Source organism: Neisseria wadsworthii 9715, from assembly GCF_000227765.1.
Taxonomy (GTDB): Bacteria; Pseudomonadota; Gammaproteobacteria; order Burkholderiales; family Neisseriaceae; genus Neisseria; species Neisseria wadsworthii.
Window position 1 is genome coordinate 1,587,167 of the sequence record NZ_JH165159.1, and the last position, 21,434, is coordinate 1,608,600.

The 21,434-nt window shown below is 48.2% G+C and carries 24 protein-coding genes and 3 tRNA genes; 13 read left to right on the forward strand and 14 right to left on the reverse strand.

Annotated features, from left to right (window positions below; genetic code table 11):
- Window positions 1-142: 142 nt before the first annotated feature.
- From HMPREF9370_RS07275 to rho, 4 genes are all read right to left on the reverse strand, one after another.
- A tRNA-Glu gene (locus tag HMPREF9370_RS07275) sits at window positions 143-217 on the reverse strand.
- A 15-nt stretch (window positions 218-232) separates the two neighbouring features.
- Window positions 233-309: transfer RNA gene (locus HMPREF9370_RS07280), tRNA-Arg, on the reverse strand.
- Between the two features lie 167 nt (window positions 310-476).
- The gene (locus HMPREF9370_RS07285) at window positions 477-1,817 is read right to left on the reverse strand and encodes a deoxyguanosinetriphosphate triphosphohydrolase (RefSeq protein WP_040667544.1); all 1,341 of its coding nucleotides are present in this window, start codon (window positions 1,815-1,817) and stop codon (window positions 477-479) included.
- Between the two features lie 158 nt (window positions 1,818-1,975).
- The gene (gene rho, locus HMPREF9370_RS07290) at window positions 1,976-3,235 is read right to left on the reverse strand and encodes a transcription termination factor Rho (protein ID WP_009116774.1); all 1,260 of its coding nucleotides are present in this window, start codon (window positions 3,233-3,235) and stop codon (window positions 1,976-1,978) included.
- Here rho and HMPREF9370_RS07295 point away from each other — a divergent pair.
- Entirely contained in the window at window positions 3,234-3,497 is a 264-nt protein-coding gene (locus HMPREF9370_RS07295; protein WP_009116775.1) for a hypothetical protein, read from the forward strand. The genes rho and HMPREF9370_RS07295 overlap by 2 nt on opposite strands.
- A 35-nt stretch (window positions 3,498-3,532) precedes the next feature.
- On the forward strand, window positions 3,533-3,985 hold the full coding sequence (gene dut / locus HMPREF9370_RS07300; protein WP_009116776.1) for a dUTP diphosphatase: 453 nt from the start codon (window positions 3,533-3,535) through the stop codon (window positions 3,983-3,985).
- Window positions 3,986-4,047: 62 nt separating this feature from the next.
- On the opposite strand, the gene HMPREF9370_RS12260 is transcribed toward dut, so the two are convergent.
- The 3 genes from HMPREF9370_RS12260 to pcnB form a co-directional block, all read right to left on the reverse strand.
- Window positions 4,048-4,692, reverse strand: a complete 645-nt coding sequence (locus HMPREF9370_RS12260) for a deoxynucleoside kinase (RefSeq protein WP_009116777.1) — start codon at window positions 4,690-4,692, stop codon at window positions 4,048-4,050.
- A gap of 3 nt (window positions 4,693-4,695) precedes the next feature.
- Window positions 4,696-5,184 (reverse strand): 2-amino-4-hydroxy-6-hydroxymethyldihydropteridine diphosphokinase, encoded by a 489-nt coding sequence (gene folK, locus HMPREF9370_RS12265; protein ID WP_009116778.1) that lies wholly within the window; start codon window positions 5,182-5,184, stop codon window positions 4,696-4,698.
- 84 nt (window positions 5,185-5,268) lie between these two features.
- Entirely contained in the window at window positions 5,269-6,621 is a 1,353-nt protein-coding gene (pcnB, locus tag HMPREF9370_RS07315) for a polynucleotide adenylyltransferase PcnB (RefSeq protein WP_040667546.1), read from the reverse strand.
- Window positions 6,622-6,917: 296 nt separating this feature from the next.
- On the opposite strand from pcnB, the gene HMPREF9370_RS07320 reads away from it, so the two are divergent.
- The 6 genes from HMPREF9370_RS07320 (at window position 6,918) to HMPREF9370_RS07345 (ending at window position 10,823) form a co-directional block, all read left to right on the forward strand.
- Window positions 6,918-7,103, forward strand: coding sequence for a DUF3460 family protein (locus HMPREF9370_RS07320; protein ID WP_009116781.1), 186 nt, complete (start codon window positions 6,918-6,920; stop codon window positions 7,101-7,103).
- A gap of 8 nt (window positions 7,104-7,111) precedes the next feature.
- Window positions 7,112-7,780, forward strand: coding sequence for a class I SAM-dependent methyltransferase (locus tag HMPREF9370_RS07325; protein WP_009116782.1), 669 nt, complete (start codon window positions 7,112-7,114; stop codon window positions 7,778-7,780).
- 15 nt (window positions 7,781-7,795) lie between these two features.
- Complete coding sequence (locus tag HMPREF9370_RS07330; protein WP_009116783.1) at window positions 7,796-8,512, forward strand: tetratricopeptide repeat protein; 717 nt, start codon at window positions 7,796-7,798, stop codon at window positions 8,510-8,512.
- Between the two features lie 70 nt (window positions 8,513-8,582).
- A complete protein-coding gene (gene purE, locus HMPREF9370_RS07335; RefSeq protein WP_009116784.1) occupies window positions 8,583-9,068 on the forward strand; it encodes a 5-(carboxyamino)imidazole ribonucleotide mutase in 486 nt (161 codons plus the stop codon).
- 284 nt (window positions 9,069-9,352) lie between these two features.
- Window positions 9,353-10,591, forward strand: coding sequence for an NADP-dependent isocitrate dehydrogenase (gene icd / locus HMPREF9370_RS07340; RefSeq protein WP_009116785.1), 1,239 nt, complete (start codon window positions 9,353-9,355; stop codon window positions 10,589-10,591).
- A 138-nt stretch (window positions 10,592-10,729) separates the two neighbouring features.
- Window positions 10,730-10,823: transfer RNA gene (locus tag HMPREF9370_RS07345), tRNA-Ser, on the forward strand.
- 57 nt (window positions 10,824-10,880) lie between these two features.
- Here HMPREF9370_RS07345 and HMPREF9370_RS07350 read toward each other — a convergent pair.
- The 4 genes from HMPREF9370_RS07350 to gshA all read right to left on the reverse strand — a co-directional run bounded on the left by HMPREF9370_RS07350 (window position 10,881) and on the right by gshA (window position 14,593).
- The gene (locus HMPREF9370_RS07350; protein ID WP_009116786.1) at window positions 10,881-11,396 is read right to left on the reverse strand and encodes an O-acetyl-ADP-ribose deacetylase; all 516 of its coding nucleotides are present in this window, start codon (window positions 11,394-11,396) and stop codon (window positions 10,881-10,883) included.
- Between the two features lie 32 nt (window positions 11,397-11,428).
- Complete coding sequence (locus HMPREF9370_RS07355) at window positions 11,429-12,205, reverse strand: TrmH family RNA methyltransferase (protein ID WP_040667547.1); 777 nt, start codon at window positions 12,203-12,205, stop codon at window positions 11,429-11,431.
- 88 nt (window positions 12,206-12,293) lie between these two features.
- Window positions 12,294-13,136: a bifunctional hydroxymethylpyrimidine kinase/phosphomethylpyrimidine kinase gene (gene thiD / locus HMPREF9370_RS07360; RefSeq protein WP_009116788.1), complete on the reverse strand. Its 843-nt coding sequence runs from the start codon at window positions 13,134-13,136 to the stop codon at window positions 12,294-12,296.
- Window positions 13,137-13,246: 110 nt separating this feature from the next.
- Window positions 13,247-14,593, reverse strand: a complete 1,347-nt coding sequence (gshA, locus tag HMPREF9370_RS07365) for a glutamate--cysteine ligase (protein WP_040667548.1) — start codon at window positions 14,591-14,593, stop codon at window positions 13,247-13,249.
- A gap of 250 nt (window positions 14,594-14,843) precedes the next feature.
- Between gshA and leuC the strand changes: the two genes are divergently transcribed.
- The 4 genes from leuC to leuB all read left to right on the forward strand — a co-directional run bounded on the left by leuC (window position 14,844) and on the right by leuB (window position 18,494).
- A complete protein-coding gene (gene leuC, locus HMPREF9370_RS07370; RefSeq protein WP_009116790.1) occupies window positions 14,844-16,250 on the forward strand; it encodes a 3-isopropylmalate dehydratase large subunit in 1,407 nt (468 codons plus the stop codon).
- A gap of 150 nt (window positions 16,251-16,400) precedes the next feature.
- Window positions 16,401-16,535: an entericidin A/B family lipoprotein gene (locus HMPREF9370_RS07375; protein WP_009116791.1), complete on the forward strand. Its 135-nt coding sequence runs from the start codon at window positions 16,401-16,403 to the stop codon at window positions 16,533-16,535.
- Between the two features lie 58 nt (window positions 16,536-16,593).
- Window positions 16,594-17,235: a 3-isopropylmalate dehydratase small subunit gene (gene leuD, locus HMPREF9370_RS07380; RefSeq protein ID WP_009116792.1), complete on the forward strand. Its 642-nt coding sequence runs from the start codon at window positions 16,594-16,596 to the stop codon at window positions 17,233-17,235.
- Window positions 17,236-17,423: 188 nt separating this feature from the next.
- Entirely contained in the window at window positions 17,424-18,494 is a 1,071-nt protein-coding gene (leuB, locus tag HMPREF9370_RS07385) for a 3-isopropylmalate dehydrogenase (RefSeq protein WP_009116793.1), read from the forward strand.
- 77 nt (window positions 18,495-18,571) lie between these two features.
- On the opposite strand, the gene HMPREF9370_RS07390 is transcribed toward leuB, so the two are convergent.
- The 3 genes from HMPREF9370_RS07390 to HMPREF9370_RS07400 are packed head-to-tail and all read right to left on the reverse strand — an operon-like array spanning window position 18,572 to window position 20,653.
- Window positions 18,572-19,321 (reverse strand): ABC transporter ATP-binding protein, encoded by a 750-nt coding sequence (locus HMPREF9370_RS07390; protein ID WP_009116794.1) that lies wholly within the window; start codon window positions 19,319-19,321, stop codon window positions 18,572-18,574.
- Window positions 19,322-19,324: 3 nt separating this feature from the next.
- Window positions 19,325-20,266 (reverse strand): FecCD family ABC transporter permease, encoded by a 942-nt coding sequence (locus HMPREF9370_RS07395; RefSeq protein WP_009116795.1) that lies wholly within the window; start codon window positions 20,264-20,266, stop codon window positions 19,325-19,327.
- Window positions 20,267-20,317: 51 nt separating this feature from the next.
- Window positions 20,318-20,653 (reverse strand): MerR family DNA-binding transcriptional regulator, encoded by a 336-nt coding sequence (locus HMPREF9370_RS07400; RefSeq protein ID WP_009116796.1) that lies wholly within the window; start codon window positions 20,651-20,653, stop codon window positions 20,318-20,320.
- A 79-nt stretch (window positions 20,654-20,732) separates the two neighbouring features.
- Between HMPREF9370_RS07400 and HMPREF9370_RS07405 the strand changes: the two genes are divergently transcribed.
- Window positions 20,733-21,395 (forward strand): RBBP9/YdeN family alpha/beta hydrolase, encoded by a 663-nt coding sequence (locus tag HMPREF9370_RS07405; protein ID WP_009116797.1) that lies wholly within the window; start codon window positions 20,733-20,735, stop codon window positions 21,393-21,395.
- The last annotated feature ends 39 nt before the right edge of the window (window positions 21,396-21,434 follow it).

The following is a 21,434-nucleotide window of genomic DNA, read 5'->3' on the forward strand; positions in this document are numbered from 1 at the left end:
ATAGTCTTAAGGCACAGAATAAAATTTCCAAATTCTGACTGTAAAAACAGCCCAAATACTATGAAGCAAATAAAACGTTCTTAATTTCAAAAGAAAAAATTAAAGCCTTACCAAAAAATAAGTAAGGCTTTAATTAGATAACTGGCACGCCCACGGGGAATCGAACCCCGGTTACCGCCGTGAAAGGGCGATGTCCTAACCGCTAGACGATGGGCGCGGATAATTTAATTTTTGGCGCACCCGGAGCGATTCGAACGCCCGACCCTCTGGTTCGTAGCCAGATACTCTATCCAACTGAGCTACGGGTGCATTTCGATTCAGCTACAACTTATCGGTGCAACTAATCAAGAAATGGAATAATATATTTTTTTTTCTTTGCTGTCTAGTAATCTTTTTAATTAATTTTAAAAATCAAAATAATATTATGAATTTTATCAATATTATTTTCAGACAGGCATCAATGCCTGTCTGAAAAGCTATATCATGCCGATACCGGACAACTCTCTTGCCATTTTGGCCGCGGTATTGTCAGTCATGCCACCGACAAAATCCAAAATTTTCATATAAGCCGTGTACAGTGAATCATTATATTCTAACGGCTCGTCTGCCAAAAGCTCCAAAGCCAAGGAATGGCGCGGGCTGAGCTGCTTGTTATGTATCCATTGATGTGCGGCCGGCACTAATAAATCCAACACTGAAGCCAAGCATGGAAACGCGGCGATAGAAGTCAAAAGCTTGGATTCATGGCGGAAAACTTTAGTTTTTGCCAAATCTTTGGCTTTATGTAAAGTATTTTGCACCGCCGGGCTGCACAAAGCGAGCAAATCTTTGCCTTTAAATTCACCGTTTAACAAATCAGATTGGTGCATCATAAATGTTTGTGCTACATCTTCTATAGCCCTACCTATGGCAATTCCTCTGAGCATAGCGCAACGTTGCCTGCTGGACGGTGCATGCCAAGTGCTTTCGGAGAATGTGAGTTCAGACAGGATGCTTTCCATTTCCATATCGTTAAGCAGCCCGATTTCAACAGCATCTTCCAAATCCAGCAATGCATAGCAAATATCATCTGCTGCTTCCATTAAGTAGGACAAAGGATGGCGGGCCCAGCAATCTTTGCTTAGCTCCGGCAAACCAAGCTCTTGTGCGATTCGGCGAATAAAGGGTAACTCGGTTTGATAAATATTGAATTTTTTACTGCCCCGGGGATCCAGCGTAGTCCACGGATATTTAATCAGCGCACCGATTGAGGCTGAGGTGAGCCTCATTCCGCCATGATTTCGATACATCTCCAAATTAGCAACTAAACGCAAACTATGAGCGTTACCTTCATAAGTTTGAATGTCACTACGTTCTACTTCGGTCAAACCTTCCAAATAACGGGCATGCTCCGGCGCACGAAACCAATCGCGCAGCGCATCTTCACCTACATGCCCAAAAGGCGGATTACCTAAATCATGCGCCAAGCACGCTACCTGAACAATGGCGCCGATGTCGCTAGGCATATTGCCCTGCGGCAGAAAACCACCGGCTGCCAACATCACGCCTACACGGTTGCCTAAGCTCCTTCCTACGCTGGCTACTTCCACACTATGTGTTAAACGATTATGCGTGTGATCGTGTTCCGCAAACGGATGAACCTGTGTTTTGCGCCCTAATCTGCGGAAGGCGCTGGAAAATACAACACGGTCATAATCGATATGGAAATCGGTGCGTAAGGCATCGATACCTTCTTGGGTCGATGGTGTGCTTGTGGGTTCGATACCGCCGTTTTTCGGGCGGAAACGTTGTGTGCTTAACAGCTGCTGCCAATTCATTTGGGGCATAACTACAATCCTTTATTTATTGTATTTAATGCCTGTCTGAAAAATTCATTCCCGACTTTATATATCATCACAATATTCGGTCACCCGATATTCAGATAGGCATTATGATAGCAAATGGCTGTCTGAAATTCTCAGACAGCCACTTTTGGTTATTTACCACGCATCAATTCAAAGAAATCGTTGTTGTCTTTTGAATCTTTGAGTTTGCCCACCAAAAATTCGGTTGCTTCGATTTCGTCCATCGGGTGCAGGAATTTACGTAATAGCCACATGCGCTGAAGCTGGTCGTTCGGCACCAGTAATTCCTCACGGCGCGTACCGGACTTGTTGATATTGATGGCAGGGAACAAGCGCTTCTCGGCCATGCGGCGGTCGAGATGCAGCTCCATATTGCCTGTGCCTTTAAATTCTTCGTAAATCACATCATCCATACGGCTGCCGGTTTCCACCAATGCCGTAGCAATAATGGTGAGCGAGCCGCCTTCTTCCACATTGCGCGCCGCACCAAAAAAGCGCTTGGGTCTGTGCAATGCATTGGCATCCACGCCACCGGTAAGCACCTTACCGGATGCCGGCACTACTGTGTTGTAGGCACGAGCAAGGCGTGTGATTGAGTCGAGTAAAATTACTACGTCTTTCTTATGCTCCACCATGCGTTTGGCTTTTTCAATCACCATCTCGGCCACTTGAACATGGCGGCTGGCCGGTTCGTCAAAGGTGGAAGATACCACTTCGCCGCGCACGGAACGGATCATTTCGGTTACTTCCTCGGGGCGCTCGTCAATCAGCAAAACTATCAGCTCGACATCAGGATAATTGGCCGTGATGGCATGGGCAATATTTTGCAGCATCACGGTTTTACCCGATTTGGGTGGTGCAACCACCAATGCACGTTGACCGAAACCGATAGGTGCCACCAGATCAATGGCGCGGCTGGTTAAGTTTTCTTCGGCTTTGATGTCGCGTTCAAGTTTGAATTGTTTAGTTGGGAAAAGAGGGGTGAGGTTTTCAAATAGAATTTTGTGTTTGCACACTTCCGGCTTGTCGCCGTTGATGGCATCCAAACGCACGAGTGCGAAATAGCGTTCATTATCTTTTGGCACACGCACTGTGCCTTCGATAGTATCGCCGGTATGCAAATTGAAGCGGCGGATTTGGCTGGGCGATACGTAAATATCATCCGGCCCTGCCAGATAAGAAGTATCGGAGCTGCGCAGGAAACCGAAGCCGTCAGGCAGGATTTCAAGTGTACCCGAGCAGGAAAAATCTTCGCCCTGCTTCATCAGTTGGCGCACAATGGCAAAAACAAGGTCTTGCTTGCGCAGGCGGTTGGCGTTTTCAATACCTAATTGTTCGGCTTGCTCGAGAAGTTTGGAAATATGTTGTGTTTGTAGTTCGGAAACGTGCATGATGTTTGATTCAAATATGAAAGATAAATCTGCCGGAGCTGAGTATGGCTCGGCATTTATTGATATGCGAAGGATTTATTTAAATGGTTTTAGAATGATTTCGAGAAATTATTCGGACGCAATGGAAGAAATCGATTGCCCGCGTATTCTATGGAAAATGACAATTCATGTCAACGAATACACAGAAAAGTTAAAGCGAATAAGCTTCGGCCTATCTGCCATTCAGACAGGCATTGGGCAAATGCGGGCAGGAAACGTATAATTGCTTCTTTATCCGACCCGAGTTTAGGAATCTTTATGCAAATGGAAGTTGAACTGAAAATCCTCAATCCTAAAATGGCAGACCAGCTGCCCGCTTATGCCACACCGGGTTCGGCCGGTTTGGACTTGCGCGCCTGTTTGGATGAAGCGGTAGAATTGGCGCCGGGAGATACTTTTCTAGTGCCCACCGGTTTGGCGGTGTATTTAAACAACCCCGCCTACGCTGCGGTATTGCTGCCACGCTCGGGCTTGGGGCACAAACACGGTATTGTGTTGGGCAATTTAGTCGGATTAATCGATTCGGATTATCAAGGCGAATTGAAAGTTTCGGTTTGGAACCGCGGTAAAGAAGTATTTACTATCGAGCCGATGGAGCGAATTGCGCAAATGGTGATTGTACCGGTGGTTCAAGCGGCTTTTAAGGTGGTGGACGAGTTTGCAGCCAGCGAGCGCGGAGAAGGTGGTTTCGGCAGCACTGGTAAAGCTTGAGCATACAGATCTGTTAAATGGTTAAATGCCTGTCTGAAAACTTTTTCAGACAGGCATTTCGATTACTCGCTCAGGTTTAAATAGTGGCGGCTGCCTTTCATATCGCCCATTGCACGGATGAGCATTTCAAAATGTTCGTCGTTATCTTCAAAATCCATTTCATCGGCGTTGGCAATTAACAGCGGTGCGTTTTGGTAAAGATGGAAAAAATGGCGGTATTCTTCGTGGATTTGGTTTAGATGGCCGGCAGGAAATAAATTCAATATATTATCGCCGCGTTTTTGCAGGCGTTTTTTGGTATTTTCGGCTGAAGTTTGCAGATAAATCACCAAATCGGGCACGGGAAATTCGGGCATAATCTTATGCTTTACCTGCCAAAACAGCGTTTGCTCGTTGCCCGGTTCTTTTCCTTTGAGCAGCACCGGTACGAAAATCTGGTCTTTTTCCAGCAGAAAATCCGCCACAATCCTGCGGTTGCCCTCTTCTTCGGCGTTTATCGTGTCCACCGCTTCGGCACGGCGCACCAGATAATAAAGCTCGGTGGCCAAACCGTGGTTGGTTGGGTTCAGATAAAACTGCTCGAGAAAAGGATTGCGTTCGGGATTTTCCGTGAGGTAAAGCGCATCAAAATACTCTGCCAAACGGCGGCTGACTTTAGATTTGCCGCTGCCTATCGTGCCTTCTACAACAATATACCGGTAGTCCATTCATCATTCCTTTGGTAATTTCTCTATGCCGCCCTGCTCCAATCCGGCGGCGATTTCGGCAGCTTTCCCCAAACCGCCCAACTCAAAATCCGGCGCAATTTCTGCCAGCGGCACCATCACGAAGCTGCGTTCGGCTGCCCGAGGATGCGGCAAGGTCAAAGCGGGGTCATCTGAACGGTAGTGTGCGTAATCAATAATATCCAAATCCAGAGTGCGCGGCGCATTACGGAAAGTGCGCTCACGGCCAGCTTGCGCTTCGATGATGTGTAACGTTGCCAACAATTCGGGTGCATCCAAATCGGTTTCAATTATACTTACGGCATTCACAAAATCCGGTTGATCGGTGTAGCCGACAGGTTTTGTTCGATAAAACGATGAAGTTTTTAAAACCCGAATCTGCAGATGCGAATCCAAAGCAGATAAGGCATTATAAATTTGTTCGGCAGGCTGCTCTAAATTACTTCCGAGTGCGATAACGGCGATTTTTTTCATAAATGGATTTCAGTATTCCGAATGCCTGTCTGAAAGCAAAGCTTCAACGATATGAAAATGTTTCAGACAGGCATTGGTTTCAAACTAAATTTGCACGATTACTGGTTTTGGCTTGCGCTTGCGCGGGCGGCGGCGCTTTTTCTTGGCAGGTTCGGTTTCCCCGCTCTGCGTAGCCGGCGCATGTTTAGCCGAAGTCATTTCCTGTTTGGTATGCTCATCGGCATGTTGGAATGCCGTCCACCAGTCAACCAATTCTTGCGGCACTTCACCGGTTTGCGCACGCAGCACCAAAAAATCGTATGCCGCGCGGAATCTCGGCTGCGCCAACAGGCGGAACGGGCGGTTGCCGCGGACAAAATCAAACTGTGGCTGCAAAGCCCAAATTTCCCGCATGGTCGCGGAAAAACGCTGCGGCACGCCCCACCCTTGCTCCATATTATCCCGCATTACACCAATCGCACTATTGAGTGCAGCAACAGGCTTTTCTCCTTGCGACAAATGCTGCTGCCAGTAGCCGTATAGCTCCGGCCACAACACCGCTGCCAACACAAAACCCACCGACACAGATTTATCTGCCCGCAAACGATCATCGGTATTTTTTAATGCAAGCGTAATAATGTTTTGCCCATTGCGATGATCAGATTGCTTCAGGGCATCTAAAATCGGGTGAACCGAAACATCAATATCGGATCGTTTCAAAGCATCCAAGCAGCGGCGTGCATAACCTGATAGCAAGATCTTCAACATTTCGTCAAACAGGCGAGCGGCCGGCTCGTTTTTCAAACGGGCTGCATTTTCTGCAATCGGCGCGGCGGTTGCTTCTTCGATATCAAAGCCCAGTTTGCCCGACAATCGGATAGCCCGCAAAATCCTTACCGGGTCTTCCTGATAACGGGCTTCAGGTTCACCTATCATTACCAGCTTTTTATTGCGCACATCTTCCACGCCGTGATGAAAATCAATAATTTCGCGGCGAATCGGATCGAAATACAGCGCGTTGCAGGTAAAATCACGGCGCATGGCATCTTCTTCCATCGAGCCGTAAGTATTGTCTTTCATAATGCGGCCATGTTCGTTCTGCAAAGCATTATCGCCGCCCCGGAATGTGGTTACCTCAATCGTTTCCGGGCCCACCATTACATGCACAATTTGAAAACGGCGCCCGATAATTCGGCTGCGGCGGAACACTTTACGAACTTGCTCCGGCGTAGCATTAGTTGCCACATCAAAGTCTTTGGGTTCTACACCCAAAAGCAAATCGCGCACAGCACCGCCCACCACATAAGCTTCATAACCTGCATGATGCAGACGGTCTACCACTTTTTCGGCGGCAAAGTTTAATTTATCCGCGTTGATATGATGCTCTGCAAAAGGCAGCACCCGTTTATGCATTTTGCTTTTTGCCGGCACCATCTTACGCCACAATTTTTTCAGCATAAATCTCCAGTTTTCAAACAATCTCATGCCTGTCTGAAACACAACGGCTTCTTTAAAACAAAACCTTTGCACAAACATCTGAACAGCAAATGCTTCTGCAAAGGTTTCAGACAGGCATTTTTAAAATGCGCCACATTATACTCCCATCGTCGCCGCTGCAACATGTTATTGAAAGTAAAGCTGCTTATATCAAAAAATCAGGCTATAATATCCGCTTAACAAATCACACTAAAATATGCTGAATTATTTCCGAATCCGGCATACACCATGAAAAGCCGACATCGCAAGGAGTCAACATGTATAACTACCAATCCGAAGCCACCCAGTTTCTAAATGAGTACATCGAAAAAAATCCCGAAGAAGCCGAACAGCGCCTAAAAAATCGCGGTTTATTGTGGGATGTAGAATTAAATCCCGAAGAGCAAGCCGGTTTTGAGGCTGCCAAGCTCCCTAAAAAACCTTACGCTTACCAACCTGACTAACAACAGGCATGAGCGTTCACGCCGCCACCGTCAATCCTGAGCTGGCCCGCTATCTGCGCAACATCAGCGAACCCGAGCATCCGGTTTTAACCCAGCTCAGAACTGAAACCGCAGGCCACAGACTCGGCAAAATGGCCATCGCCCCCGAGCAGGCGTCACTGCTCTGCTGGCTTGCCCGTTTGATGCACGCCGAGCGCTATTTAGAAGTTGGCGTGTTCACCGGATATAGCAGTACGGCCATGGCATTGGCGCTGCCCGAACACGGCAAACTTACCTGTTGTGATATCAACGTAAGCTTTACCGATACTGCCCGTCGCTTTTGGCAGCAGGCTAGCGTAGCCGATAAAATCACGCTCCACCTACAACCTGCCCTGATTACCTTAGACGAATTGATTAACGAGGGACGGGCAGGCACCTACGACATTGCGTTTATCGATGCCGATAAACCGCCCACTCCTCAATATTACGAGCGCTGCCTCACATTAGTGCGCAGCGGCGGCATTATCGCTATCGACAACATCCTGCTTGGCGGCAGGGTAATGCAGGAAACCACCCCTAACGATCCTCCCGCTTTATCTATTTTGCAAACATTCAACGCATCCCTGCCTCACGATAACCGCATCATTCCGATTACGCTGTCCGTCGGTGACGGCTTAACGCTTCTGTTAAAAAAATAATACCCCCACAGCATTATGATCAATAAAACGCTCCCTATATTGCTTTCTTTCTTGCTGACAGCCTGTGCTGTAGGCAGGCCGCCTGTTCCGGTTACTCACGCTCCTACAACACAGCCCGAACCGCCCAAACATGTTGTCAAAACCGAGGAAGATGTTCTTTATCCCACTATCGATGCAGAAACGCAAATCAACCAACTAGGCATACAGCTCGCCCGCTTAGAGCAACAAGTTCAAACCCTACAAACCCGCGTCCAACAGCTTGAGCGCCGTAACCAAACACGCACTACAAGCACACTCCGGCCACGTTCCACAGCCAGCAGCATTTCGGCGGATGAAGCCGCGCAAACCCAACAAATACAACAAAATGCCGCACAAACCCTGCAACGCGCGCAAAGCCAATACCAAAGCGGCCAATTCAAAGCCGCCGTAGAAACACTTAAACATGCAGAAAGCGGCGGCGACGGCAGCGATACCGCCCGTAAAAGCATGTATCTGCTCATGCAAAGCCATCAGCGTTTAAACAATTGCGAATCCGCCATCAATATCGGCAACCGTTTTGTCGGCCGCTTTCGCAACAGCCAAGAAGCACCTGAAGCCTTATTCAACGTCGGCCAATGCCAATACAATATGCAGCAGCGCGACATTGCAAAAGTTACCTGGCGCAAGCTGATACAAACTTATCCTGACAGCTTCGCCGCCAAACGTGCACACCAACAATTGAATAAAAAATAGGCATTAACCCATCTTTATTTTCAGACAGGCATTGCCTGTCTGAAAACCCAATTTCATAAGGAAACCAAATATGGCAAAGATTGGCATCATTATGGGTAGCAACAGCGACTGGCCCGTTATGCAACATGCAACACAATTCTTAAAAGAATTCGGTGTAGAATACGAAGCCCGTGTCGTATCCGCACACCGCACACCGGATTTAATGTTTGAATATGCAGAAAGTGCACGCGAACGTGGCCTGAAAGCCATTATTGCCGGCGCCGGCGGCGCCGCGCACTTACCCGGCATGGTGGCAGCCAAAACTACCGTGCCTGTATTGGGCGTGCCCGTACCCAGCAAATATTTGCGCGGTGAAGATTCGCTGCTTTCTATCGTACAGATGCCTAAAGGTATCCCCGTTGCCACCTTCGCCATAGGTGAAGCGGGGGCAGCCAACGCCGCCTTGTTTGCCGTTTCCCTGCTGGCCAATGAAGATACCCGGCTGGCTCAAAAGCTTGAAGACTTCCGCAAGAAACAGAAACAAACCGTTCTGGATATGCAGCTTTCCGAGGAATAGCCGTAACTCAACAATGCCTGTCTGAAAACTTTGTTCAGACAGGCATTCTGCTAACTTTATCTTTGAAATCCTCCGGCAGACTTCATCCGACAACAGAAATAATAAAATGTTACCGATTTTTAAAGCATTCTATTTCTGTAATTTAAATTGAATAGCCTAATCAAGTTTATTACCGGCGCACCCTAGCGCAACAAACAAAAATACCGCATAATCACGCGAAGGCCGCACCGATTAATCGGTGCTTGCTCTGAAGAAAAAAACGAACCTAACAATCAGGAGACACCATGAGTCATATCCAAGTACCCGCAGAAGGTCAAAAAATCATTCCCGGTCAAGCTATTCCCAATAACCCGATTATCCCCTTCATCGAAGGCGACGGTATCGGCGTAGACATTACGCCAGTGATGAAAGCAGTAATCGATGCTGCCGTAGAGAAAGCTTATGGTGGCGAGAAGAAAATTCATTGGATGGAAGTTTATGCAGGCGAAAAAGCCACCCGCGTATACGGCGACAATGTATGGCTGCCTGAAGAAACTCTGGAAGCCTTGAAAGAGTATTCAGTTTCCATCAAGGGCCCGATGACCACCCCTGTCGGCGGCGGTATCCGCTCTCTGAACGTGGCTCTGCGCCAAGAATTGGACTTATACCAATGCGTGCGACCCGTCCGCTACTTCAACGGCGTACCTTCCCCGCTGAAAGATCCAAGCAAAACCGACATGGTTATTTTCCGTGAAAATACCGAAGACATCTATGCCGGTATCGAATGGGAATGCGAAAGTGAAGCGGCTAAAAAAGTGATTGCATTTCTGCAAAACGAAATGGGCGTGAAAAAAATCCGCTTCCCCGGAACATCAGGTATCGGCATCAAACCTGTTTCTAAAGAAGGCACTCAGCGCTTAGTGCGCGCAGCCATCCAATACGCTATCGATAATGATCGCGACAGCGTTACTTTGGTACACAAAGGCAACATCATGAAGTTTACCGAGGGCGGTTTCCGCGATTGGGGCTATGAGCTGGCACAAAAAGAATTCGGCGCCGAACTAATCGACGGCGGCCCGTGGTGCAAATTTAAAAACCCGAAAACCGGTAAAGAAATCATCGTGAAAGATGCAATTGCCGATGCCTTCCTGCAACAAATCGTATTGCGCCCCGCCGAATATGACGTAATCGCCACCTTAAACTTGAACGGTGACTACATTTCCGACGCATTGGCTGCCCAAGTGGGCGGTATCGGTATCGCTCCCGGTGCCAATATTTCTGACAAATACGCTGTATTCGAAGCTACCCACGGCACCGCACCAAAATATGCCGGTCAAGACAAAGTAAACCCCGGCTCACTGATTCTTTCTGCCGAAATGATGTTACGTCATTTAGGCTGGAAAGAAGCTGCTGATTTGGTGATTGAATCTATGGAAAAAGCCATCGGCGACAAACAAGTAACTTATGACTTTGCCCGCTTGATGGATGGTGCAAATGAAGTATCTTGCTCAGCTTTCGGCAAAGCCATGATTGAACGCATGTAAGCTGTCTGAGCAGAATAAAAACCCATTGCAATTGCAGTGGGTTTTTATTTAATTTAACTTCAATCAGTTAAGATATAGCGCAAGCCAAAGGCTTGACACTATCACTTTAAACCTTTATATTTCGTGCTTCTTCGAAACGGAGTAGTGGCTGAGAGGCTGAAGGCACACCCCTGCTAAGGGTGCATCTGGGCTAAAACCTGGATCGAGGGTTCGAATCCCTCCTACTCCGCCAAATATGAATCCCAAGCTATCATGGCTTGGGATTTTTACATTTTTTATCTTTATTCCCTTACTCTAGATCTGCCAGCATCTTCTGATAAATGCGTGCATCATTTGCTGAAAAACAGCACAAAATCACTCGTTCGATAGACGGGCATTGCGGCAACGTTACCAAAATCGTGTTCAATGCTATTTCTGCAGCTTGCTCGAAAGGATAGCCGTACACGCCTGTGCTGATACTTGGAAAAGCTATGCTGCGCATGCCTTCTTCTTCCGCCAGTTTCAATGAATTGGCGTAAGCATTCGCCAGCAGCTCTTCTTCCCCTTGCCCGCCGCCGTTCCAAACAGGGCCTACGGTATGAATTACTGATCGCGTGGGCAAAAGGTAGCCCGCTGTGATTTTTGCTTCACCGGTTTTACAGCCGTTTAAAGTACGGCATTCGGCAAGCAGCTCTGCCCCTGCTGCCCTATGAATGGCTCCGTCCACACCGCCTCCGCCAAGCAAAGTGGGATTGGCGGCATTTACGATAGCATCCACCCGCAAGGTGGTGATATCTGCTTCTATCACTTCGATTATGGCTTTCATTGCTGTATTTCTCCCTTTTCAGACAGGCATGGTTACAAACGCTGGCGCATCTGCTCAAACAAGCAAATTGTAGCAGCCATTGCAACATTTAGAGATTCCGTTTCACCAAGCATCGGTATGCGTACCGTACCATTTGCTGCTTCCTGCATAACTTGGCTCACGCCGCTTCCTTCGTTACCGAATATCCACGCGCAGGGCTGCTTCAGGTTTATATTATAAAGACTTTGATTATTATGCCCCAGAGCAGTTGCCCACACTTGCCCGAAATAGCGTTCGCGCCAAATATTCAAATCGGCACGAGTGTAAAGCTTTAACAGAAAATGCGCGCCCATTCCGGCTCGCAACACTTTAGGCGACCAAACGTCCGCACATTCCTTGCTTAACACTATCTGCCGCACACCCGCAGCCGCTGCGCTTCGTAAAATAGTGCCGATATTACCCGGGTCTTGCACTTGCTCCAATACAACACAATCGCCATTATTAGGTAGCGAAGGCTCATCGGGCAGCGATACCAGTGTCATCACCTCTTCACCTTCTGTCAAACTTGTGATTTTCGACAAAGCGGCGCTGCCGACGATGGTAGTATTCCTCTCATCGAGCTGCTTGAGCAAAACCTGTATTTCCGGTTTGTCGGCTTTGCTCTCAGGAATATAGAAGTGCTGTGGCGTCCAACCTGCTTTCAGACAGGCATCAAGCAAGTGAGTGCCTTCCAATACAGTTTGACGGCAGATTCGGCGCTCTTTGGCCGAAGAAAGTAATTTGGCTAAATGCTTGAGCTGCTCGTTTTGAGCTGAAGTGATGTATTTCATAATTAAATCAATCAATAGCAAGAATGCCTGTCTGAAAATATGCTGCAACATTTTCAGACAGGCATTTCGAACTTGAAAAAATTTTGCCTCAGTCCCGCTCTATCCGCCAAAAATGCGCCAAGGGGCCGTTACCTTTACCTACTTTCCAGTTCGCCCCTGCTTCAATCGCACCTTGAATGTAACTTTTGGCTGAAGATACAGCAGAGCGCAGATCCCGTTTATGGGGATAATAGGCCGCAATCGCGCTGGCAAGCGTGCAGCCTGTGCCATGAGTATTTTGTGTCGGCACACGGGGAGAAATGAAGCATTGCGGCTGCTCTACACCTTGCTGGATTAACCAGTCTCGCGCATCATTGCTGTTTTCCCAATGCCCGCCTTTAAGTAATACGGCTTTTGCGCCTTTATTCATCAATTGCTTGCCTTGTTCCAGCATTTCTTCTTCGGTTTGCGCCAATGGATTGCCGGTAAGCTCTGCCAATTCACTCAAGTTTGGTGTGATAATATCGGCGAGCGGTACTAATTCACTCAGCATAGCTTCAACTGTATTTTCCAAAGCGAGACTGTCGCCGGAAGTGGCCACCAACACAGGATCCAACACCACAAACGGAGGCTTGTGCCTACCCAACACATCGGCCACGACACCTACAGTTACGATGTTCGGCAACATGCCGATTTTAACCGCGTCAATCCGAATATCGGTTAATACCGACTCGCACTGTTCCCGCACCATCTCAGGCGGGATCACATGCAATCCTTGTACTCCCTGCGTATTCTCTGCAACAATCGTAGTAATGACACTGGCACCATAAGCACCAAGTGCATCAAATGTCTTGATGTCGGCCTGAATGCCGGCCCCTCCGCTGCAATCCGATCCGGCAATGGTCAATACGCACGGAAAAGGTTTACTATACTGTAATTCTTTTATTTCCATAATTTATCTCTGCAATTCAAATTTGTTTTTAATTTTAAAAAATTATTATGTTATAGGTAAACCTAATGCCTGTCTGAAAAAATTTCAGCAAGCATCAACGAGCATCAAATTTATTTTGCCGTAGCTTTCAGCTCCAGCGAAGCAGCCAGTAACGATAAGCGTGCCATTACACCATATACATACAGGCGGTTACACTCGCAATCCGGATTGGCGTGGTTGGTTTGCGGCACACCTAAAGTATTCCATTGCTCGAACACCCGTTTACAACGCAATTCCGAGCCGCCTTCTTCTGATTCAGCCACTGGAATACTCTGCTCCAGCGGCACAAACAGCATACCTGTCGCATTCAGATTTTCATCGGCGCTGCGCCCTTCATGCACACGGTAAAAACCGCCAATCACAAAGCGATCCATCATATAAACCACCGGCTCCGATACTGCGCCGTTCAGCGTTTCATAAGTATAAATCCCTTCCTGAACAATCACTTCAGTAACGGCCAAGCCTTCTTTTACCGTGGCCATTTTATTGCGGTTTTTACGGTTTAGGCTGCGCACTTCTTCTGCCGATTTCACACTCATCACACCCATACCGTAAGTGCCCGCATCGGCTTTCACAATCACAAAAGGCGTGTTTTTAATACCCTTTTCGTCATACTTAACCTGAATTTTCGTCAACATGCGCTCGACTGCATCAGCCAGTATGTCTTCACCTTCACGTTCTTGGAAATCCAAACCGCTTACCTGCTCAAAATATGGATTGATATGCCACTCATCGATATCAATTAGCTCGGCAAATTCGGCCGCTACACGATCATAAGCTTCAAAATGTGTGGTTTTTCTGCGGTTGGTCCAGCCTGCATGCAAAGGCGGCAACACCGTTTGGTTTAAATTTTGCAAAATATCAGGAATACCGGCAGACAAGTCGTTGTTTAACAAGATCAAACACGGAGAAAAGCCGTCTGCCAGATGTACGCGTTCGCGAGTGCGCATTAAAGGTTCGAGCAATACCTTATCTCCCAAAGCCGTTTCAAACTCGGTAGCTTCCTTGATTTCAGGATTCAGGCTGCCCAAACGCACTTCAAAGCCTGCACTGCGCAAAATATTGCTCAGCGCATATACGTTTTGCAGATAAAAAGTATTACGCGTATGGTTTTCAGGAATAATCAACACCGAACGCGCCGTTTCACAAGCACGCTCCACAGCATCCTGCGCCGCCATAGCGGCCAAAGGAATAAAGTTTACATTTAAATTATTGAAACCTCCGGGAAACAGGTTCATATCAATAGAAGCCATTTTATAACCGGCATTACGGATATCTACCGAACCATAAAAAGGCGGCGGATTTTTGCTCCATTGTGCACGAAACCAGGCTTCGATTTTAGTTTGGTTCGATAAAATTTTCTTCTCAAATTCCTGAAGTTGCGGCAAGTACTCAGGTGCCATCTCAGCTAAATTCATGATATATGCTTCCAGAAAAATTCCGATAAGCAGCATAATACGGGTTTTTTTATTAAAAAAACAAGTGGGCGCACAGGGATAAATTAACAAAAACCAACATTAAAAATAGACAATAAGTCTAAAATTTAAATAAAATTCCAAATAATTTTATAAAAATAAATTTTTAGACATTTTTGCTTGCCATTTAATCATTAACAGCCTAATATACCAATCATCTGCCAACCCATCTAACATTAGAAAAACACAAATCATGAGTCCACAAACCCTCTACGACAAACTCTGGAACAGCCATATCGTCCGCCAAGAAGAAGACGGCACGGTTTTACTTTATATCGACCGCCATCTGGTTCACGAAGTAACCAGCCCGCAAGCCTTTGAAGGCTTGAAAATCGCCGGTCGCAAACTGTGGCGTATCGACAGCGTGGTTTCCACCGCCGACCACAACACACCCACCGACAACTGGGACAAAGGCATCCAAGACCCGATTTCCAAGCTGCAAGTCGATACTTTAGACAGCAATATCAAAGAATTCGGCGCATTGGCTTATTTTCCGTTCAAAGACAAAGGCCAAGGCATCGTGCACGTGATGGGGCCGGAACAAGGTGCCACCCTGCCCGGCATGACCGTGGTTTGCGGCGATTCGCACACTTCCACCCACGGCGCATTCGGCGCATTGGCACACGGCATCGGCACTTCTGAAGTCGAGCATGTGATGGCTACCCAATGTATTACCGCCAAAAAGTCCAAATCCATGCTGATTAAGGTCAACGGCTGTCTGAAACCGGGCGTAGCCGCCAAAGACGTGGCCTTATACATTATCGGTCGAATCGGCACCGCGGGTGGTACGGGCTATGCAATCGAATTCGGCGGCGAAGCCATCCGCTCGCTCAGCATGGAAGGCCGCATGACTTTGTGCAATATGGCGATTGAAGCCGGCGCGCGTTCGGGCATTGTGGCGGTGGACGACACCACCATCGAATATGTAAAAGACAAACCTTTCGCCCCCAAAGGCGAAGTATGGGAGCAAGCCGTTGCCTACTGGAAAACGCTGGTTTCCGACGAAGGCGCGCAATTCGACAGCGTATTCGAGTTTGATGCCGCCGATATCGAACCGCAGGTAACTTGGGGCACTTCCCCTGAAATGGTGTTGGACATCAACGGCAAAGTGCCGAATCCGGCGCAAGAATCCGACCCCGTGAAACGCAGCGGCATGGAACGCGCCCTCGAATACATGGGCTTAACCGCCGACACGCCGCTAAACCAGATTCCGGTGGACGTGGTATTTATCGGCTCCTGCACCAACAGCCGCATCGAAGATTTGCGCGAAGCCGCCGCCGTAGCCAAAGGCCGCTTAAAAGCCGATAACGTGAAACGCGTTTTGGTGGTGCCCGGCTCGGGTTTGGTTAAAGAGCAGGCCGAAAAAGAAGGTTTGGACAAAATTTTCACCGAAGCAGGCTTCGAATGGCGCGAACCCGGCTGCTCAATGTGTTTGGCCATGAATGCCGACCGCTTGGAGCCTCAAGAACGCTGCGCCTCCACCTCCAACCGCAATTTTGAAGGCCGCCAAGGCAACGGCGGACGCACCCATTTGGTCAGTCCTGCTATGGCGGCAGCAGCGGCGGTGGCCGGCCACTTTACTGATGTTCGCAGTTTGTAAAGCAATGCCTGTCTGAAAAAAGTTTTCAGACAGGCATCGGCCGGATATGCGGTTTATGCATGACAATTTGTCTTTTCCGGCAATCTTTGGCATTATAGTGAATACAGCAATAGATATTGTCTGTACTTTCAAAAACTAGGAGATTACATCATGAAAAAATTAGTATTGATCGCTTTAACTACAATGACCCTGCTTTCTGCCTGCAACACCGTATCCGGCTTCGGCAAAGACGTATCCAAAGCAGGCGACAAACTTGAGCACTCTGCCGACAAGCATACCCACTAAACAGTATTGCCCCCGCCTCATTTATCGGCGGGGGTATTTCCCAACGAAAGTACATACAATGAAAGCATTCACACAAATCACCGCGCTGGTCGCCCCGCTCGACCGCGCCAATGTCGATACCGACGCCATCATTCCCAAACAATTCCTAAAATCCATCAAACGCTCAGGTTTCGGCCCCAACTGCTTCGATGAGTGGCGCTATCTCGACCACGGCGAACCGGGCATGGACAACAGCAAGCGCCCGCTCAATCCCGAATTTTCACTCAACCGGCCGCGCTATCAAGGCGCACAAATCCTGCTGACCCGCAAAAATTTCGGTTGCGGTTCATCACGCGAACACGCCCCGTGGGCTTTGGACGACTACGGTTTCCGCGCCGTAATTGCCCCTTCTTTTGCCGATATTTTCTTCAATAACTGCTACAAAAACGGCTTGCTGCCAATTATATTGAGCGAAGAAATTGTAGATAAACTGTTTCAAGAAACCGAAGCCACAAAAGGCTACGAACTTTCAATCGATTTGGAAAAACAAACCGTTACCACACCCGGCGGCGAATCTTTCGGCTTCGATATTACCGAACACCGCAAACACTGCCTGCTCAACGGCTTAGACGAAATCGGTTTAACTTTGCAGCATGCCGATGAAATCAAAGCATTCGAAGCAAAGCGCAAACAAGCACAGCCATGGTTGTTTAATGCTTGATCAAATACTATATAAGGCCTGTCTGAAAATTTTTCAGACAGGCCTTATATAGCAAATAAACTTAAAAAAATACTACGCTCATCATATTCTTATTAAAGCCGGATATAAATGAAATCATAATAAAAAAACAAGTTTATTTGCTATATATCTTTATTTAAATTCTTATTGTTAACAAAGGAAAAATAATCATGACCAAACAAATTGCCATTCTCCCCGGCGACGGCATCGGCCCGGAAATCGTTGCCCAAGCCGTGCGCGTGTTAGATAAATTGATTTCAGACGGCCTTGATGTCCAATATCAATACGCGCCGCTTGGCGGTGCCGCTTACGACGAATACGGCCATCCTTATCCCGAATTCACGCAAAAGCTTTGCCGCGAAGCAGATGCCGTATTGCTCGGCGCAGTCGGCGGCCCGCAATACGATAGTCTCGAACGCCCTCTCCGCCCTGAGCGCGGTTTGTTGGCTATCCGCAAAGATTTAAACCTGTTTGCCAACTTACGCCCGGCCATTCTGTATAAAGAATTGGCCAACGCTTCTACGCTCAAACCCGAAGTAGTTTCCGGCTTGGATATTCTGATTGTGCGCGAACTTACCGGCGATATTTATTTCGGCGAACCACGCGGCATCCGCACGCTGGAAAACGGCGAGCGTGAAGGCTTCAACACCATGAAATACAGCGAAAGCGAAATCCGCCGCATTGCCAAAGTGTCGTTTGAAGCCGCACAAAAACGCAGTAAAAAATTATGTTCGGTCGATAAAGCCAATGTGTTGGAAACCACTGAATTATGGAAAGAAATCTTCACTGAAACGGCAAAAAATTATCCCGACGTAGAGCTTTCGCACATGTATGTCGACAATGCCGCCATGCAACTTGTGCGCGCGCCGAAACAGTTTGACGTAATCGCCACCGGTAATATTTTCGGCGATATTCTGAGCGATCAGGCATCGATGCTGACCGGCTCCATCGGCATGTTGCCGTCTGCATCTTTAAACGAAACCGGCAAAGGTTTGTACGAACCTTCGCACGGTTCCGCCCCCGATATTGCAGGCCAAGATAAAGCCAATCCGCTGGCAACCATTCTTTCTTTAGCCATGCTGTTGCGTTACAGCCTGAACGATGAAGCCCGCGCGGCACAAGTGGAAGCTGCTGTGCAAAAAGTTTTGGAGCAAGGCTTCCGCACCGGCGATATTTTTGAAGAAGGCTGCAAACTCGTTTCTTGTACGGAAATGGGCAATGCAGTTTTGGACGCTCTATAACGGGTTGACTATACAAATAAAATGCCTGTCTGAATATTTTTCAGACAGGCATTGTGTTTACCGGTAAAGCTATGGTTTCAAATTCTGAAATACACGCCCTGCCCGTCTTGAATCCGGTGGATTTCCCAACCGTAAACGGCTTGCAGCCGTTCGGACTGCATCACTTCGTCCACGCTGCCGGTGGAGACGATTTTGCCTTTGTCCATCAAAATAATGTGGCGGGCGTAACGGGCGGCAAGGTTCAAATCGTGCAGCACCATCACCGTGCTGAAATGCTTGCCGTGTGTGGTTAAGTATTGCATCAAACGGTGCTGGTGGCGGATATCGAGATGGTTGCACGGTTCGTCGAGCAGCAGTATCGGGGCGTTTTGCAGCAGCGCGCGAATGATGTTGGCACGTTGCTGTTCGCCGCCGGAAAGCGTGCCGATGCGTTTCTCCGCCAATCCGGAAAGGTCGAAATAATCCAACAATTCATCGGCTTGCCGTTGCGTTTGCTCGCGGTCTTTGTGGGTGCGGAAAGTATGCGGATAACGGCCCAGCTCGATGTATTCGCGCACGGTAAGCGGCATCTGGTATTGCCCGTGCTGGCCGACCCAAGCCACTTTGCCCTGCTTGAGCTGCGGGGCGACATCGGCACCGAACAGGCTGACATTGCCTTTCCCCGCTTGCCGTATCAAGGCTTTCAGCAAAGTGGATTTGCCTGCTCCGTTGGGGCCGATTATGGCGGTGCAGCAATCGTTCGGCAGCGATAACTCTTCCACCGAAAGAATGGTTTTTCCTTTGGCTTCCACATTTAAGCGGCTGATTCGGAAAGAAATGTTTTCCATGATTTACCCTTTCCGCATCGGTTTGACAAACAGCCACATAAAAAACGGCCCTCCCAGCAAGGCGATGATGATGCCTACCGGCACGTCGACCGGATAGGTTATCCAGCGTGCCGCACTGTCCACCGCCAGCAAAAACACCGCCCCCAGCCATGCCGAAAGCAGAATCAATTTGCTGCGCCGCCCGCCGACCGCTTGCGCCAGCACGTTCGGCACCATCATGCCGAGAAAGCCGATAACGCCCGACAACGAAACCGCCGCGCCGGTGAGCAAAGCCGCACCGACTACGGTTTGCACCCGCGTCGCATTAACCGAAATCCCCATGCTGACCGCCGTGTCTTCGCCCAACATCAAACAATCCAACCGCTTGCCCGCCCGAAATAGCAACACCAGCCCGACCGCCATCACCAGCGCAGCATACAACGGTGAAGTAAATCCAGCTTCGGCCAAACTGCCCGATAACCAAATGGTCGCGCTGCGCAACACCATATCGTCGGATAAAAACAGAATCAGGCTCACGATGGCCGCCGAGAACGCGCTCAACACAAAGCCCAGCACCAGCAGCCCCAACGTGCCGCCGCCACACAAACGGTGTACGGCGAGAATCAGCAGGCACACCGCCAACGCTCCGGCAAAAGCAGCCAGCGGCACGCCGATTGCGCCCACGCCGAACGCCAGCACGATGATCACCCCCAATGCCGCGCCGCCGGAAGTGCCGATCAGGCTCGGGTCGGCCAGCGGGTTTTCAAACAAAGCTTGCAACGCCGCCCCCGCCGCCGCCAAAGCCGCGCCGACCAACAGCGCGGTGGCGACGCGCGGCAGGCGTATGCTTCGCACAGTTTCGTCCATCCGGTGCGGCGGCTGCCACTCGCCGAAGCCGATACCGGTGCAAAACCAAACAAGCGCGGCGGTAAAGATGAGGCAGAGAATTAATGGAATAGGTTTCATTTATAATTATTCATTTCAGACAGGCATATCTTTGTAGATAAACCCAACAAATTAACGCGCCAATAACTTATCAAGCAAGGCTTTTGATTCATTTAAGGAATCAATCTGCCGGTCAATATCCGCACGTTTATCTTCCAATTTTCTACGCAAAACGGTACAGAAATCCTGAGGTTCGTCATTCAAACAATCCCGCAGTAGCGCGATATCTTTCAAAGGTAAACCGGCACGGTTTAGAATCATTACTTTTTTTATAAAGTCAATATCTTGTGCTTTATAAATGCGATACCCGCTACTATTTCTTTGAGGAGAAACCAAGTTTAGTTTTTCATAGAAACGTATCATGCGGATACTCGTTTTGCAGGCCCGAGCCAATTCACCGATTTTCATATTTCTTCCTAAAAAATGATTGACCCTAACATTATGTCACGTTCTAGACTACATACACCTAAATCATAAGGAAGGGATTATGAATCGAAGAAATTTTTGCTTAAGCAGCGCTACTGTTTTATTAACCGCCTGCACCGGTTCGCTTTTCTCCAAAGCATCAGATAATATTAAAAAAGTTTATATTACCCACGGATACGGCGCGACACCTGACGATCATTGGTTTCCCTGGCTGAAAACCATATTGGAAAATCAAAATATTGTCGTCGATGCCGTCAAACTGCCCCAAAGTCATCAGCCCGATTTCGACCTCTGGCAAACTACGCTGGCAGAACATATAGGCAAACCACAAAAAAATGATATTTTTATTGCACACAGTTTAGGCACTATCAGCCTATTGCATTACCTTTCCAAACATAAACCCATGTCCATAGGCGGACTGATTTTAGTGTCGGGTTTCGGCCGGCGCTTGCCTAAACTTTCTACTATAAACGGTTTTAATGTGGATGCTTATATAGACTCAGCCAATCTTGATTTGGCTGCCATACGCGCCATGTCTCCCCAAATTTACAGCATCATCAGCGGAAACGATTCTATAGTCGATCCTGAAGAAAGCTTGAAATTGGCGGAACAACTGCACAGCAAAATCATTAGCATACCCAAAGGCGGACATTTTCTAGCACAAGACGGATTCAGGCAGTTGCCTCAAATTCTGCCTCCACTAAAACATTTCTTAGAGCCATAAAACAATACTTTCAGACAGGCATATCATTACAGACGCTCT

Bases quoted from the DNA above. Each gene is read 5' to 3' on its own strand.
- HMPREF9370_RS07350 (WP_009116786.1), bottom strand. From the start codon at position 11,396: ATGAAAGCCATAATCGAAGTGATAGAAGCAGATATCACCACCTTGCGG.
- HMPREF9370_RS12260 (WP_009116777.1), bottom strand. From the start codon at position 4,692: ATGGACTACCGGTATATTGTTGTAGAAGGCACGATAGGCAGCGGCAAA.
- gshA (WP_040667548.1), bottom strand. From the start codon at position 14,593: ATGAATTTAGCTGAGATGGCACCTGAGTACTTGCCGCAACTTCAGGAA.
- pcnB (WP_040667546.1), bottom strand. From the start codon at position 6,621: ATGCTGAAAAAATTGTGGCGTAAGATGGTGCCGGCAAAAAGCAAAATG.
- thiD (WP_009116788.1), bottom strand. From the start codon at position 13,136: ATGGAAATAAAAGAATTACAGTATAGTAAACCTTTTCCGTGCGTATTG.
- HMPREF9370_RS07325 (WP_009116782.1), top strand. From the start codon at position 7,112: ATGAGCGTTCACGCCGCCACCGTCAATCCTGAGCTGGCCCGCTATCTG.
- HMPREF9370_RS07295 (WP_009116775.1), top strand. From the start codon at position 3,234: ATGATGTTTGATTCAAATATGAAAGATAAATCTGCCGGAGCTGAGTAT.
- HMPREF9370_RS07395 (WP_009116795.1), bottom strand. From the start codon at position 20,266: ATGAAACCTATTCCATTAATTCTCTGCCTCATCTTTACCGCCGCGCTT.
- HMPREF9370_RS07405 (WP_009116797.1), top strand. From the start codon at position 20,733: ATGAATCGAAGAAATTTTTGCTTAAGCAGCGCTACTGTTTTATTAACC.
- HMPREF9370_RS07330 (WP_009116783.1), top strand. From the start codon at position 7,796: ATGATCAATAAAACGCTCCCTATATTGCTTTCTTTCTTGCTGACAGCC.
- leuD (WP_009116792.1), top strand. From the start codon at position 16,594: ATGAAAGCATTCACACAAATCACCGCGCTGGTCGCCCCGCTCGACCGC.
- leuC (WP_009116790.1), top strand. From the start codon at position 14,844: ATGAGTCCACAAACCCTCTACGACAAACTCTGGAACAGCCATATCGTC.
- rho (WP_009116774.1), bottom strand. From the start codon at position 3,235: ATGCACGTTTCCGAACTACAAACACAACATATTTCCAAACTTCTCGAG.
- icd (WP_009116785.1), top strand. From the start codon at position 9,353: ATGAGTCATATCCAAGTACCCGCAGAAGGTCAAAAAATCATTCCCGGT.
- dut (WP_009116776.1), top strand. From the start codon at position 3,533: ATGCAAATGGAAGTTGAACTGAAAATCCTCAATCCTAAAATGGCAGAC.
- HMPREF9370_RS07400 (WP_009116796.1), bottom strand. From the start codon at position 20,653: ATGAAAATCGGTGAATTGGCTCGGGCCTGCAAAACGAGTATCCGCATG.
- HMPREF9370_RS07285 (WP_040667544.1), bottom strand. From the start codon at position 1,817: ATGAATTGGCAGCAGCTGTTAAGCACACAACGTTTCCGCCCGAAAAAC.
- leuB (WP_009116793.1), top strand. From the start codon at position 17,424: ATGACCAAACAAATTGCCATTCTCCCCGGCGACGGCATCGGCCCGGAA.
- HMPREF9370_RS07355 (WP_040667547.1), bottom strand. From the start codon at position 12,205: ATGAAATACATCACTTCAGCTCAAAACGAGCAGCTCAAGCATTTAGCC.
- purE (WP_009116784.1), top strand. From the start codon at position 8,583: ATGGCAAAGATTGGCATCATTATGGGTAGCAACAGCGACTGGCCCGTT.
- HMPREF9370_RS07320 (WP_009116781.1), top strand. From the start codon at position 6,918: ATGTATAACTACCAATCCGAAGCCACCCAGTTTCTAAATGAGTACATC.
- HMPREF9370_RS07375 (WP_009116791.1), top strand. From the start codon at position 16,401: ATGAAAAAATTAGTATTGATCGCTTTAACTACAATGACCCTGCTTTCT.
- folK (WP_009116778.1), bottom strand. From the start codon at position 5,184: ATGAAAAAAATCGCCGTTATCGCACTCGGAAGTAATTTAGAGCAGCCT.
- HMPREF9370_RS07390 (WP_009116794.1), bottom strand. From the start codon at position 19,321: ATGGAAAACATTTCTTTCCGAATCAGCCGCTTAAATGTGGAAGCCAAA.